Below are 12,726 nucleotides of genomic sequence, written 5' to 3'. Positions count from 1 at the left end.
TGACCCGGTGACGGGTCAGGCGGTGGCGGCTGCCTTGGCGGCGGCGAGCTTGACGGCCTTAGCGACCTTCGCTGCCGCGCGCAGGCGGGAGATCTCGTAGAGCGTGACGCTCGCGGCGATGCCGGCGTTGAGGGACTCTGTGCTCGCGCTGATCGGGATCGAGACGATCGCGTCGCAGGTTTCGGTGACGAGGCGCGACAGGCCCTTGCCCTCGCTGCCGACGACGACCACGATCGGGCGCTCCGCGAAGCCGAGGCCGAGCTCGGGCAGCGAGGTGTCTCCGCCGCCGTCGAGACCGATCACGAGAACGCCGACCTCTTTGAGCGATTTGAGTGTCTGGGTGAGGTTGCTCGCCATGGCGACGGGCGTACGCGCAGCGGCACCGGCGGATGTCTTCCACGCGGATGCCGTGACGCCGACCGACCGGCGCTGCGGCACGATCACGCCGTGGCCGCCGAATGCCGCGGTAGAACGGATGATGGCTCCCAGGTTGCGGGGATCGGTGATGCCGTCGAGGGCGACGAACAACGGCTTGAAGCCGCGGCTGATCGTGAGCTCGAGGAGCTCCATCGGGTGCGCGTACTCGTACGCGGGCACCTTGAGTGCGAGGCCCTGGTGCACGGCGTCGCGGCCTGCGAGGCGGTCGAGTTCCGGTCGCATTACTTCGAGCACCGGGATGCCGCGGCCCGTCGCGAGGGTCAGGACTTCCTTGACCCGATCATCCATTTCGATGCGGGTCGCGATGTACAGGGTGCTCGCGGGGATCTTCGCGCGCAGGGCCTCGAGCACCGAGTTGCGTCCGGTGACGATCTCGTGCTCGTCGATCGACTTGGCCTTGCGGGTGGAGGTGCCACCGCCGCCGGAGTTGGCGGTGGAGCGCTGCCCGCCCTGCGAACCCGTTGTGGGACGACTGCGGCCGCCGCCGGCCGCTGCGAAGCGGTCCTGGGCGGCCTTGCGCTTCCCGGCGGGGTGGTACGGACGATCTTCGGCCTTGGGCGTGGGCTTCTTGCCCTCGAGGGCCTGGCGGCCCTGTCCGCCGGAGCCGACCTGGGGGCCGCGGCTGCCCTTGCGCACGGACCCGGTGCGAGCCTTGCGGTCTGTGTTCTTCATCAGTCAAAACTCCAATGCGCACCCGAGGGGGTGTCTTCGATGGTGATTCCGGCGGCGACGAGCTCGTCCCGGATACGGTCTGCGGCCTTGTAGTCGCGGCTTTCCCTGGCGGTCTCCCGGTCGGAGAGCAGGCGCTCGACGAGGGCGGTGAGTGCGACCATGGCTGGTTCGTCCGTGGCGACGGCCCAGCTGGGTGACAGGGGGTTGATGCCGAGGACCTCGCTCATGGCGAGCACCTGGCCACGAGCGGCGGCGGCGGCGCGCAGGTCTTCGGCGTCGAGCGCCGCGTTGCCGGTGCGTACGGTCTCGTGCAGCACGGCGAGGGCCTGGGGCACGGCGAGGTCGTCGTCCATGGCGATCGCGAACTCGTCGGGGACGACCTCGACGCCGCTTGAGGCGAAACGTGTCTCGGCGAGGCGGCGGTCGGCCCGGTCGAGGAAGCTCTCGATCCGTTCGAGGGCGGCTTCAGCCTCCGCAAGGGAGTGGTCGGTGTAGTCGATCGTGGAGCGGTAGTGCGCGGCGCCGAGGTAGTAGCGCACGACGATGGCCCTGGCCTGGTCGAGCAGCTCGGCAGCGAAGACGGAGTTGCCGAGGGACTTGGACATCTTCTGGCCCTGCACGTGCACGAGACCGTTGTGCATCCAGTACTTCGCGAACGCGTCGCCAGCCGCCGTTGACTGGGCGAGTTCGTTCTCGTGATGCGGGAACCGCAGGTCGAGGCCGCCGCCGTGGATGTCGAAGCCCGCGCCGAGGTAGCGGCTCGCCATCGCTGAGCACTCGATGTGCCAGCCCGGGCGGCCTGGTCCCCAGGGGGATGGCCAGGACGCCGAGGCCGGCTCGTCGGCCTTGTGGCCCTTCCAGAGGGCGAAGTCGCGGGGGTCGTTCTTGCCACGCGGGTCGGCGTCCGCCGCCGCTTCCATGTCGCCGCGACCCTGGCGGGTGAGCGCCCCGTACTCCGCCCAGCTGTTGGTGTCGAAGTAGACGTCGCCGGAGCCGTCGGCCGCCGGGTACGCGTGGCCGCGGTCAATCAGTCGGGTGATCAGGTCCTGCATCTGCTGGATGCTCGCGGTCGCACGTGGCTCGTAAGTGGGGGCGAGGATGCCGAGGCGCTGGTACCCGGCCGTGAACTCGAGTTCGTAGCGGTACGCGAGGGCCCACCACTGCTCCGCGGTGCCTGCCGCGTTGGCGAGGATCTTGTCGTCGATGTCGGTGACGTTGCGGATGAACGTGACGTCGAAGCCGCGGTAGGTGAGCCAGCGCCGGAGCTGGTCGTAGACCAGGGCGCTGCGCAGGTGGCCGATGTGCGGAGAGGACTGCACGGTCGGCCCGCACGCGTAGATCCCGACCGCACCGGGGTTCGTCGGAATGAAGTCGCGCAAGGCCTGGGCCCGGGAATCGTACAGTTGGATCGTCACACGTCCCAGCTTAGAACAGGGCCGGTTTCCGGCAGCGGGATGAGGGGCACGATCAGGGCCGTCGCGAGGGCCGCGATGCCCTCGCCGCGCCCGGTGAAACCGAGCCGGTCCGTCGTCGTTGCGGACACGCTGACCGGCGCGGACATGATCGCGCTGAGGTACCCCTCGGCCTCGAGACGGCGCGGGCCGACCTTCGGGCGATTGCCGATGATCTGGACGGTGACGTTGCCAACCCGGAACCCGGCCGCTGTGACCCTGCGGAGGGTTTCGCGGAGGAACACGTCGCCGTGCGCACCTTCGAGACGGGGGTCGGCCACGCCGAAGACACCGCCGACGTCGCCGAGGCCGGCCGCGGACAAGAGCGCGTCGCAGATGGCGTGCACGGCGGCGTCGCCGTCGCTGTGCCCGGAGAGGCCGCGCTCCCCCGGCCAGAACAGGCCGGCGAGCCAGAGCGGCGCGGCATCGTCGTACCCGTGCACGTCGAAGCCCGAACCGATCCGCGGTGACGGCGCGTCGGCCTGCTGGCCGAACGCGGCGGCATCCGTGCGGGCACGCTCGTCGAGGAAGGCCTCGGCCCTGTGCAGGTCCCACGGGGTCGTGATCTTGAACGCGAGCGGGTCTCCGGGGATGACCCCGACCGGATGTCCGGCGGCCGCGACGATCTCGGCGTCGTCGGTGGGGGTGCCCGCCGGGTCCGCGGCGTTCATTGCGGCGAGCAGCACGTTCCGGGGGAAGCCCTGCGGCGTCTGCATCGCCGAGAGGGCCGAGCGGTCGACCGTCGCACGGATGGTGCCCTCGGTATCGACGTGCTTGATGGTGTCGACGAGGGCCAGACCAGGGACGATGCCATGCCCGGTCGACCGCACGGCGGCGACGACGGCGTCGCACAGACTCGAAGGGGTGAGGGCGCGGGCGGCATCGTGCACGAGGACAGTCTCGACGCCCGGGCGCAGCACGGCGAGGCCCCGGTTGACGGAGTCGGCACGGGTGGGGCCGCCCACCACGACGTCGATGTACGACGCGGCAGCCCCGGCGGCGGATGCCGCGATCACCCTGGCCTCGGAGAGGTGGCTGTCCGGCGCCACGACGATCACCTGGGCGGGTTCGATCATTCCGAAAACGGACCCGAGCGCACGCTCGAGAAGAGTGCGGCCTCTGAGCAGGACGAACGCCTTGGGCTCCGCCGCTCCGAGCCTGGCGCCACTGCCCGCGGCAACGACGATGACCGCTACCGCGGGGGCTGCGTATTCAGTCATGTCTGGAGGCTATCTGTTGGAGGGCGGATGGTGCGGGATAGTTCGCACCAGAACGTGCGCACCGGAACGTGCGAAAGGCGGCACCTCGCGGCGCCGCCTTTCAGCGTGTGAAAAAAAGTGAGGGTGGGTCAGGAAGCCAGAACCTCGTCGAGGACCGTTGAGGCCTTCTCTTCGTCGGTCTTTTCGGCGAGGGCCAGCTCGCTGATCAGGATCTGGCGGGCCTTGGCGAGCATCCGCTTCTCACCGGCGGACAGGCCGCGGTCCTGGTCGCGGCGCCACAGGTCTCGGACGACCTCTGACACCTTGATGACATCACCGGAGGCGAGCTTTTCGAGGTTGGCCTTGTACCGGCGGGACCAGTTGGTGGGCTCCTCGGTGAACGGGGCGCGCAGCACCTCGAACACCTTGTCGAGGCCCTCACGACCGATCACGTCGCGCACGCCGACGAGGTCGACGTTCTCGGCGGGAACCTCGATGGTGAGGTCGCCCTGAGTCACGTTGAGCTTCAGGTACAGTTTTTCCTCACCCTTGATGATCCGCGTTTTCACTTCCGTGATCGTCGCGGCACCGTGGTGGGGATAAACGACGGTTTCGCCTACTTCAAAAAGCATGTATGGATATCCCTTCAGCAACGTCTATGATACCACAGCGAGGGGTGGTAGGGTTTGCGACCCTGACCGGGGCATGGTCCGGCAGCGCCACGTGGCCGACCTCCCCGATGCGCTAGGCTCGAAGCGAAATCTGCGGCGTTCGCGCCTTCAGGCGCACCGTCGAACTGTTGGAGGTCTTATGAGGGCTCGAGTCTTGCTGTCCGTGTTGCTGACGGCCGGTATCCTGCTGGGTACTAGTGGATGCAACCTGCTGGCTCCGCAGTCAACGACCAAACACTACGACGCGAGCGACGGGGTCAGCGGCAACGTCGGCGACCTGCAGGTCCGAAACGCGATCGTGCTCTCGACGGACGGAAAGACCGGGAGCCTCCTCGTCACCGTGGTCAACCCGAGCGATTCAGCGCACAGCCTGTCCGTGCAGTACACGGCCACGACCGGTAAGGTCACCCAGCAGCTGACCCTGAGGCCGCAGTCGAGCACCGCGATCGGTGCGACGGGCGGCCCCGTGATCACCCTCGTGAACATCGACGCCCCGCTCGGCTCGCTGTTCCCCGTCTACTTCCAGTACGGCACCGAGACCGGCATCCAGTTGCTCACGCCGGTGCTCGACGGCACGCTCCCCCAGTACTCGACCCTGCTGCCGACCACGGCGCCGTAGCGCCTGGCCTGCTCAGGTCAGGCCAGACCGGAAGTGGTCGAGCCCGACCGGGTCAGGCCTCGAACCAGACCGGTTCAGGCCTCGAAGCGGTAGCCGAGGCCGCGCACGGTGACGAGCATGGTCGGCTCTGACGGCGTCGCCTCGATGCGCGAACGGATCCGCTTGATGTGCACGTCGAGGGTCTTGGTGTCGCCGAAGTAGTCGGTGCCCCAGACCCGGTCGATCAGCTGCCCGCGGGTCAGCACCCGCCCGGCGTTCCGCAGCAGGAACTCGAGGAGCTCGAACTCCTTGAGCGGCATGTTCACCACGGTGCCGCTCACTGCGACCGTGTGGCGTTCGATGTCCATCCGAACGGTGCCCGCCGTGAGCATGTTCTCGTCGTCCTCGGTCTGGTCGGTGCGCCGACGTGACACCGCACGGATGCGCGCGAGTAGTTCCCTGGTCGAGTACGGCTTGGTCACGTAGTCGTCCGCGCCGAGTTCGAGCCCGACGACGATGTCGACCTCGGAGTCCTTCGCGGTGAGCATGATGATCGGGACCTGGGATCGGGTGCGGATCTCGCGGCACACTTCGGTTCCGGGGATGCCGGGGAGCATCAGGTCTAGCAGGATCAGGTCGGGTCCGATCCGGTCGAATTCGCTGATGGCGCTCGGCCCGTCCTCGGCGACGGTGACCTCGTAGCCTTCGCGTTCGAGCAGGAAGCTCAACGGCTCGCTCAGCGCTTGTTCGTCCTCAACCAAAAGAATGTGGGTCACGGGGTCTCTCCTTTTGTGGCCAGGGCGGTGTGACTCGCCTCAGGCAGCCGGATGGTGAACGTCGAACCGCTGCCCGGTTGGGACCAGACGCGGATGTCGCCGCCGTGGATCTGCACGATGTGCTTCACGATGGAGAGGCCGAGGCCCGTTCCACCGGTGTGACGCGACCTGGCCTGGTCGACCCGGAAGAATCGTTCGAAGATGCGGTCGAGGTCGGCCTCCTGGATGCCGACGCCCTGGTCGGTCACCGTCACCTCGACGACGCCGTCGTGGTGACGCACTCCCACACCCACCCGGGATCCCTCAGCGGAGTAGTGCACCGCGTTGGCGACCAGGTTGTGCACGGCCATCACGAGGAGACGTTCATCGCCCGTGACGAGAGCACCGGAGGGCTGGCCGACGGCGAGGGTGATGCGTGCGGCATCCGCAACGACCCTGCTCTGGTCGACGGCCGCCGCGACGACGTCGTCGATCGGGAGGTCTTCCGGCTCGGACAGGGAGTCCTGTGCCTGGAGCCGGGAGAGCTCGATGATCTCCTGCGTCAGCCGGGTCAGGCGCCCGGACTCCGTCGTGAGCCTGCTGGCGAACCTGCGCACCTGCACCGGCTCGTCGGCGGCCTGGTTCAGCGCCTCGGCGAGCAGGCCGACGGCGGCGATCGGGGTCTTGAGTTCGTGGCTGATGTTGGCCACGAAGTCGCGGCGCACCTCGTCGAGACGGAAGGCCTCCGTGCGGTCTTCGGCGAGCAGCAGCACGTAGCGGGCGCCGAGCGTGGCCAGTCGCACGCGCACCCGCATGCTCGCGTCGCCGAACGGGCCGCGGGAGAGGATCAGGTCTTCGGCGATCGGTTCCCCGGAGCGCCGCACCTTACCGGCGAGCTCGAGGAGTTCCGGGTGCACGATCTGCCGGTTCCAGACCATCCCCATCGACACGGCGGCCGGGGATGTCTTCATCACATTGTTGGAAGGGTCGAGCACGACGGCCGCGGTGTCGAGTGCGTCGAGGACCTGGTCGATGCCGTCCGGCACAGCCGGGTTGACCACCTCTGAGGCGCGACGGCCGTGGCGTTCCGCGATCTGGAGCAGGCTGATGAAGCCGGCACCGACCATGAGGCCCAGTGCCAGAGACACCAGCACGAGCCACGATGATTCCATTCCACCAGATTACTGACACAAAAAAGCGGAACGAACCGTGCCGGGCCGCTGGGCGGCTACTTTAGGTAGTATTCAACACTCCGGCACCTGCCGTTAACCTCTGTCGACAAAGATTCGCTGGGGGCCAGGTGGTTTCCACGTTTCTGCGCGTATTGCGCGCCCAGGAAGGAACACAGACGTATGCGTGAAGTATTCCAGCAGGAGCTCGCCGAGGTTCAGGACCGCCTCGTCGAGATCTCCCGTCTCGTCGGCATCTCGATCGCGAAGTCGACGAGGGCTTTCAACGAGTCCGACGTCAATCTCGCCGAAGAGGCCATCAGCGAAGACGATAAGATCGACGAACTCACCATCGAGCTCGACGAACTCGCCATCACGATCCTGGCGCGCCAGCAGCCGGTCGCCCGCGACCTGCGTATCGTGGTGAGCGCCCTCCGGATCAGCTCGTCCCTCGAGCGGATGGGCGACCTCTCCACCCACATCGCTCAGCTCGCCCGCTACCGCTTCCCCGACAAGGTCGTTCCGCAGAGCCTGCGGGGCACCTTCGGCGAGATGGGCGCCCTGCTCGTGACCATCTCGACGATGCTCACCGAGTTGCTCACCACCCAGGATGTCAAGCTCGCCGAGGTCATCCGCAACGAAGACGACAAGGTCGACGCCCTGCACCTGAGCGTCTTCGACGCCGTCCTCGCGGAGACCTGGAAGGGCGAGGCTGCCGACACGGTCGACTCGACCCTCGCGAGCCGGTACCACGAGCGCTTCGCAGACCACGCCGTCTCGATCGCCAAGAAGATCCAGTACCTCGGCACCGGCGCCTGGCAGCAGAGCACGCCCGGCGTCCAGTAGGCCGCCCGCACCACTCGAACCTCTGCACAACCCGAAACGGCCCCGGAAGCGAATGCTTCCGGGGCCGTTTTCGGTGGGGCTGTCGAGCGGGACTAATTGAGCGGGAGTGCTACTTCTTGCTGCCCTGTGCGGCGACGGCCGCGGCACCGGCGGCGGCGGCCTCGGGGTCGAGGTACTGGCCTGCGCCGATCGGGACCAGATTCTCGTCGAGGCGGTAGACGAGCGGGATTCCGGTCGGGATGTTGAGCTCGGCGATGTCCGCGTCGCTGATGTTGTCGAGGTGCTTCACGAGGGCGCGCAGCGAGTTGCCGTGGGCGGTGACGAGAACGGTCTTGCCGGCACGGAGGTCCGTCGCGATGTCGGACTCCCAGTAGGGCAGCATCCGGTCGACGACGTCGCTCAGGCACTCGGTACGGGGCAGCTCGTCGCCGAGGCCCGCGTAGCGCGGGTCGTGTGCCTGGGACCAGGGGGAATCGTCGGCGAGCACGGGCGGCGGCACGTCGAAGGAGCGGCGCCAGAGCTGGAACTGCTCGGGGCCGAACTTGGCGAGGGTCTCCGCCTTGTCGAGGCCCTGCAGGGCGCCGTAGTGGCGCTCGTTGAGGCGCCATGAGCGCTTCACGGGGATCCAGAGGCGGTCGGCTTCCTCGAGCGCGATGTTCGCGGTCTGGATGGCGCGGCTAAGGAGTGACGTGTGCAGGACGTCGGGCAGGAGGCCGGAATCTGCGAGGAGCTCGCCGGCGCGCTTGGCCTCCGCGGCTCCCTGCTCGCTCAGGCGAACGTCTACCCAACCGGTGAAGAGGTTCTCTTGGTTCCATAGGCTCTGGCCATGGCGAAGGAGGATGAGATTGTATGACATGCCTCCAACTCTATCGAGAGCAGGGCCGGTGGTCGGTGACTGGGGTCAGTGTCCGGGGGTGCGGATGCCCAGCCGGGGCAGCCGGGGGATCTCGGCGACCGAGCCGGCCGACTGCGGAACGATGACCTGCTGGGTCGCGGCGACCGCGATCTCCTCGCTCAGCACCTGGAGCACGACCGTTGCCGGCACGGTGCGTTTGACGACGGCGAGTGCGATCGGCCCGAGCTCGTAGTGGATCGCACTCGAGGTGATCGAGCCGACGCCGCGACGCTCTGTGTCGCCGTCTGCAAGTCGCCGGACGGCCTGGACTTCGTCGCCATGCACCGGCAGCACGCCCTGGGAGCCGTCGAGGTGCAGCAGCACGAGCCGCCGCGGGGGGTGCCCGAGGTTGTGTACCTTCGCGACGGTCTCCTGGCCGCGGTAGCAGCCCTTGTTCAGGTGCACGGCGCTGCGCAGCCAGTCGAGTTCGTGCGGGAGGGTCCTGTCGTCGACCTCTGTAGCCCGGCGGGGCCGCCAGGCAGCGATCCGGAGCGCTTCGAGGGCGAGCAGGCCGGCCGCGCGCACGGTTCCGCGGCGGACGGCCGGCGTCAGGGCGGGAAGCACGGTGCGGGGCACGAGGGCCTCGGTCCAGTGCCAGTCGGCACCGGGATGCGCAGGGTCTTCCGCGTACTGGAAGCCGCCGGTGACGACGGCAGCCCACGGGTCGTGCCAGACGAGGGGGGTTCCGTTCGGCGCGGCGGGTTCGAGCGCGGGCGCGGCTGCGGCGAGGTCGCCGATGCTCCCCATCGTTCCGATGACGGCATACTCATCGGTGCGGTCGCGCAGTTCGACCCGCAGCATGAAGCGCATCCGGTCGAGCCACGCAAGCAGTGCGGGCAGTTCGGCGGCCTCGACGACGAGCCACGCCTCCGTGCCGTCGTCGACGAGCCGCACCGCGTGCTCGATGTGCCCGGTGGGGTCGAGCACGAGGGTCTCAGCCGATTCCCCCGGCACCAGAAACCGCAGCTCCTGGCTCGTGATCGAATTGAGCCAGGTCAGCCGGTCCGGGCCGGAGACGCCGAGCACCGCAAGGTTGGAGAGGTCGACGATGGCCTCGCCGGCGAGCAGGTGACGCTGCTCGATCATCGGGTTGCCGTAATGTGCGGCGACGCCGGCATCGGGGCCGGTGGCCTGCACGGCGCCGGGCAGGTCGAGCAGGGCTGAAACGGATGCTATCGGCGGGGTCATGAGGACTTCTTCCGGGGTTTGTGTGACGCTGAGGCGCACATCGGGGACAACGCGGGAGCCGCCGGGATTATTCGACCCGCTTGAGCCGGCCGGAGGCGTGCGTGCGCAGGCTCTGGCCGAGGGCGGCGATGTCCCACGCCCAGAGCAGGTGGCCGTCGACGAGACCGTACAACCGGGTCGCGGCCGAGTACGCCTTCGCGCCCTGGGTGCGCATCACCGCGTCGGTTGCGAGGTCGATCCGCGGCCCCTTGACCTGGCCGAGGTAGATCTCGGCGGCACCGCCGGGGTGCACGAGCGTCACGTCGATGTCGAAGCCGCCGGCGGCATTGCGGAGCGTCTCCACGGCGGACGCCGTCGTGTAAGGGTGCTCGCCCTCTGCCGGCAGCAGCCCGGGCCCGGGGTCGCCGGCGCCCTGGGGACGACTCAGGCGCCAGTAACCTGTCTCGGTCATGAGCGGGGTCTTCCCGACGAAGCCGGACGCGGCCCCGACGGCTGCCTCGGCGTCGTCGTCGACGCTCGCTGTGGCATCCGCTTCGAGCCAGGTGTATGAACTGTAGTTCAGGTGCGGGAGGCCATCATGGCTGAAGCTCAGCCGCTGGCCGAACTCACGCGAGACCCGATGACCGTCCGGCATGGCATAGTCGATGACGCCTGACCCCTCCCAGACGCCGAGGAGCCACGAGAGCGGAACGAGTTCGGAGGGGAGCCGGGTCGGGAGCTCGAACATCGAGGGTTACCGCTGCCCCCGGAACAGCTTGAACAACACGACGCCGGAGACCCAGGCGATCGACAGGCTCGCGAGCGCGAGGAGGCCCAGGAAGAAGATTTCGAGCGCGAGGATTGACATGACACCACCTTAGCTCCCGGCGAGAGCCGAAACGCCTGCGCGGGGGCACCCGGCGCGGCTTTACCAGTTCGTTACAGAAGCCCGGCGAGCGCGAAGATCCCGGTCGCGGCGGCGAGGACGACGACCGCGCCGACGAGGCTCAGCGTGACCCGGTGCACGTAACCCTCTTTTTGGCCGGTCGCGAGCTGGATGGAGAGGGTACCGATGGTGCATCCCGCGAGGGACAGACCGATCCACACGAGGGAACGACCGGGCGCCGCGAGGGTCCCGGTGAGCACAGAACAGACCACGGCGAACGCCCAGACCAGGCCGACGCTTCTCCACTGCCACTTCACTCCTCTATTGTGCCCTGCCATGGGAGCAATGGGCTGCACGCGGCTGCACGCTAGGATTGGCCAACAATGGTTGGAGGGCCCGCGTGGCGCAATTATTGATCCTGACCTCTGCGGTCGGCGGGGAGGTCCTGCCGGCGCTGGCGTTGCTCTCGCATGGAATCCGCGTCATTCCGGCCCAGCCCGACCAGCTCATCACCGCCCCGGACTCCGATGTCATCCTGGTCGACGCCCGCACCAACCTGATGGCCGCCAAGTCGCTGTGCCAGATCATGCAGACGACGGGCAGCCAGGTCCCGCTGCTTCTCGTGATCACCGAGGGCGGCCTCGCCGCGGTCAGCCCCGGCTGGGGCATCGACGACGTGATCCTGGATACGGCGGGTCCCGCCGAGGTCGACGCCCGCATCCGCCTCGCCGCCGGCCGCACGCCGCGGGCCGAGGAGTCCGCGCTGATCCGCGCCGCCGGTGTCGTCATCGACGAGGCGAGTTATTCCGCGAAGGTCTACGGCCGACCGCTCGACCTCACGTACAAGGAATTCGAACTGCTCCGCTTCCTCGCGGCCCATCCCTCCCGGGTCTTCACCCGCGAGCAGCTGCTCAGCGAGGTCTGGGGCTACGACTACTTCGGCGGCACCCGCACGGTCGACGTGCACGTCCGCCGCCTCCGCGCCAAGCTCGGCGACCAGGAATCCCTGATCGGCACCGTGCGCAACGTCGGATACCGCTTTAATGTGCAGGAACCAGAGGTCGTGCGTGATCAATCCGTCGCACGGGCCTGACGACAGCGCCTTCGCGCTCTCCTGGGACGCGGTGACGGATGCCGCCGAACGCGTCGACGGGTATGCCCCGCTCAACGAGCAGGCCACCCTCGATCTCGCGGCCGGGCGCCGCACTCCCTTTCTGCTTCGCGACGGCGACGCGGCCGTCGGAGCCCTCGTCCTCGGCTCGGGCGAGCTCGACCTCGTGGTGCACCCCGAGTTCCGCAGGCACGGCCACGCCACCGTGGCCCTGACCGAGCTCTTCGGTGATCCCGCGTACGCGGCGGCGGCGCCGGACGACCTGACCGCCTGGGCGCACGGCGATCACCCGGCGGCCCGCGCCCTCGCCGGGCGCTTCGGCTTCGACGCCGCCCGTCGCCTGCTCCAGCTGGAACTGGCGCTCGACGCAGCCGCTCCCCCGGCATCCGCTGCCCCGGAGCGGGCTACCGCTCGGGAGGAGGACGACGCGATCGTGATCGCCGCCTTCGACCCCGAAACGGATGCGGACGCCTGGGTGGTCCTGAATGCCCGGACCTTCGCCATCCACCCCGAGCAGGGCGGCATCACCGCAGCCGACCTCGCCGCCCGAATGAACGAGGCCTGGTTTGACGCGGGCGACTTCCTCGTCGCCCGCGTCGGCGGCGCCCTGGTCGGCTACAACTGGCTGAAGATCGAGCCGGGAGCAGCCGAGGGTGAGATCTACGTGGTGGGGGTGAGCCCCGAGTGGAGCGGGCACGGCCTCGGACGCCGGCTGATGACCGCGGGACTCGAGCGTCTGCGCCAGCGCGGGGCGACCAGGGCGACGCTCTATGTCGAGGGCGACAATGTGCCCGCCGTGCGGCTGTATCGGTCCCTCGGATTCACCGATCGCAGTGTCGACGTCCAGTACCGCCGCCGAACCCGATAG

The 12,726-nt window shown here is 68.5% G+C and carries 14 protein-coding genes; 4 read left to right on the top strand and 10 right to left on the bottom strand.

Annotation, left to right across the window (positions count from 1 at the left end; genetic code table 11):
- Positions 1-15: 15 nt before the first annotated feature.
- The 4 genes from rlmB to RCH22_RS19865 form a co-directional block, all read right to left on the bottom strand.
- Positions 16-1,110: a 23S rRNA (guanosine(2251)-2'-O)-methyltransferase RlmB gene (rlmB, locus tag RCH22_RS19880; protein ID WP_134450028.1), complete on the bottom strand. Its 1,095-nt coding sequence runs from the start codon at positions 1,108-1,110 to the stop codon at positions 16-18.
- A complete protein-coding gene (gene cysS, locus RCH22_RS19875; RefSeq protein ID WP_327015318.1) occupies positions 1,110-2,525 on the bottom strand; it encodes a cysteine--tRNA ligase in 1,416 nt (471 codons plus the stop codon). The genes rlmB and cysS overlap by 1 nt, the downstream gene beginning before the upstream one ends.
- A complete protein-coding gene (ispD, locus tag RCH22_RS19870; RefSeq protein ID WP_327015317.1) occupies positions 2,522-3,781 on the bottom strand; it encodes a 2-C-methyl-D-erythritol 4-phosphate cytidylyltransferase in 1,260 nt (419 codons plus the stop codon). The genes cysS and ispD overlap by 4 nt, the downstream gene beginning before the upstream one ends.
- 128 nt (positions 3,782-3,909) lie before the next feature.
- Positions 3,910-4,392 (bottom strand): CarD family transcriptional regulator, encoded by a 483-nt coding sequence (locus tag RCH22_RS19865; protein WP_035879449.1) that lies wholly within the window; start codon positions 4,390-4,392, stop codon positions 3,910-3,912.
- 178 nt (positions 4,393-4,570) lie between these two features.
- Between RCH22_RS19865 and RCH22_RS19860 the strand changes: the two genes are divergently transcribed.
- Positions 4,571-5,050 (top strand): hypothetical protein, encoded by a 480-nt coding sequence (locus RCH22_RS19860; protein ID WP_327015316.1) that lies wholly within the window; start codon positions 4,571-4,573, stop codon positions 5,048-5,050.
- Between the two features lie 74 nt (positions 5,051-5,124).
- Here RCH22_RS19860 and RCH22_RS19855 read toward each other — a convergent pair whose 3' ends face one another.
- Both RCH22_RS19855 and RCH22_RS19850 read right to left on the bottom strand, forming a co-directional pair.
- Positions 5,125-5,805, bottom strand: a complete 681-nt coding sequence (locus tag RCH22_RS19855; protein ID WP_134450024.1) for a response regulator transcription factor — start codon at positions 5,803-5,805, stop codon at positions 5,125-5,127.
- Positions 5,802-6,956, bottom strand: a complete 1,155-nt coding sequence (locus RCH22_RS19850) for an ATP-binding protein (protein WP_327015315.1) — start codon at positions 6,954-6,956, stop codon at positions 5,802-5,804. The genes RCH22_RS19855 and RCH22_RS19850 overlap by 4 nt, the downstream gene beginning before the upstream one ends.
- Before the next feature lie 180 nt (positions 6,957-7,136).
- Here RCH22_RS19850 and phoU point away from each other — a divergent pair, with 180 nt between their 5' ends.
- On the top strand, positions 7,137-7,799 hold the full coding sequence (phoU, locus tag RCH22_RS19845; protein WP_327015314.1) for a phosphate signaling complex protein PhoU: 663 nt from the start codon (positions 7,137-7,139) through the stop codon (positions 7,797-7,799).
- 109 nt (positions 7,800-7,908) lie between these two features.
- On the opposite strand, the gene RCH22_RS19840 is transcribed toward phoU, so the two are convergent.
- The 4 genes from RCH22_RS19840 to RCH22_RS19825 form a co-directional block, all read right to left on the bottom strand.
- Positions 7,909-8,655 (bottom strand): phosphoglyceromutase, encoded by a 747-nt coding sequence (locus RCH22_RS19840; RefSeq protein WP_327015313.1) that lies wholly within the window; start codon positions 8,653-8,655, stop codon positions 7,909-7,911.
- A 45-nt stretch (positions 8,656-8,700) separates the two neighbouring features.
- The gene (locus RCH22_RS19835; RefSeq protein ID WP_327015312.1) at positions 8,701-9,882 is read right to left on the bottom strand and encodes a folate-binding protein; all 1,182 of its coding nucleotides are present in this window, start codon (positions 9,880-9,882) and stop codon (positions 8,701-8,703) included.
- A 67-nt stretch (positions 9,883-9,949) separates the two neighbouring features.
- Positions 9,950-10,609: an FABP family protein gene (locus tag RCH22_RS19830; protein WP_327015311.1), complete on the bottom strand. Its 660-nt coding sequence runs from the start codon at positions 10,607-10,609 to the stop codon at positions 9,950-9,952.
- Positions 10,610-10,800: 191 nt separating this feature from the next.
- Positions 10,801-11,064, bottom strand: a complete 264-nt coding sequence (locus tag RCH22_RS19825) for a hypothetical protein (RefSeq protein WP_327015310.1) — start codon at positions 11,062-11,064, stop codon at positions 10,801-10,803.
- An 83-nt stretch (positions 11,065-11,147) separates the two neighbouring features.
- Between RCH22_RS19825 and RCH22_RS19820 the strand changes: the two genes are divergently transcribed.
- Positions 11,148-11,840 carry a response regulator transcription factor gene (locus tag RCH22_RS19820; protein WP_281535805.1) on the top strand — a complete coding sequence of 231 codons (693 nt, stop codon included), beginning with the start codon at positions 11,148-11,150 and terminating at the stop codon, positions 11,838-11,840.
- Positions 11,815-12,726 carry a mycothiol synthase gene (mshD, locus tag RCH22_RS19815; protein ID WP_327015309.1) on the top strand — a complete coding sequence of 304 codons (912 nt, stop codon included), beginning with the start codon at positions 11,815-11,817 and terminating at the stop codon, positions 12,724-12,726. Before RCH22_RS19820 ends, mshD begins: the two co-directional genes overlap by 26 nt.

This window comes from Cryobacterium sp. GrIS_2_6, assembly GCF_035984545.1.
In the GTDB taxonomy this organism is placed as follows: domain Bacteria; phylum Actinomycetota; class Actinomycetes; order Actinomycetales; family Microbacteriaceae; genus Cryobacterium.
This window is presented reverse-complemented; position numbering and strand designations above follow the sequence as displayed.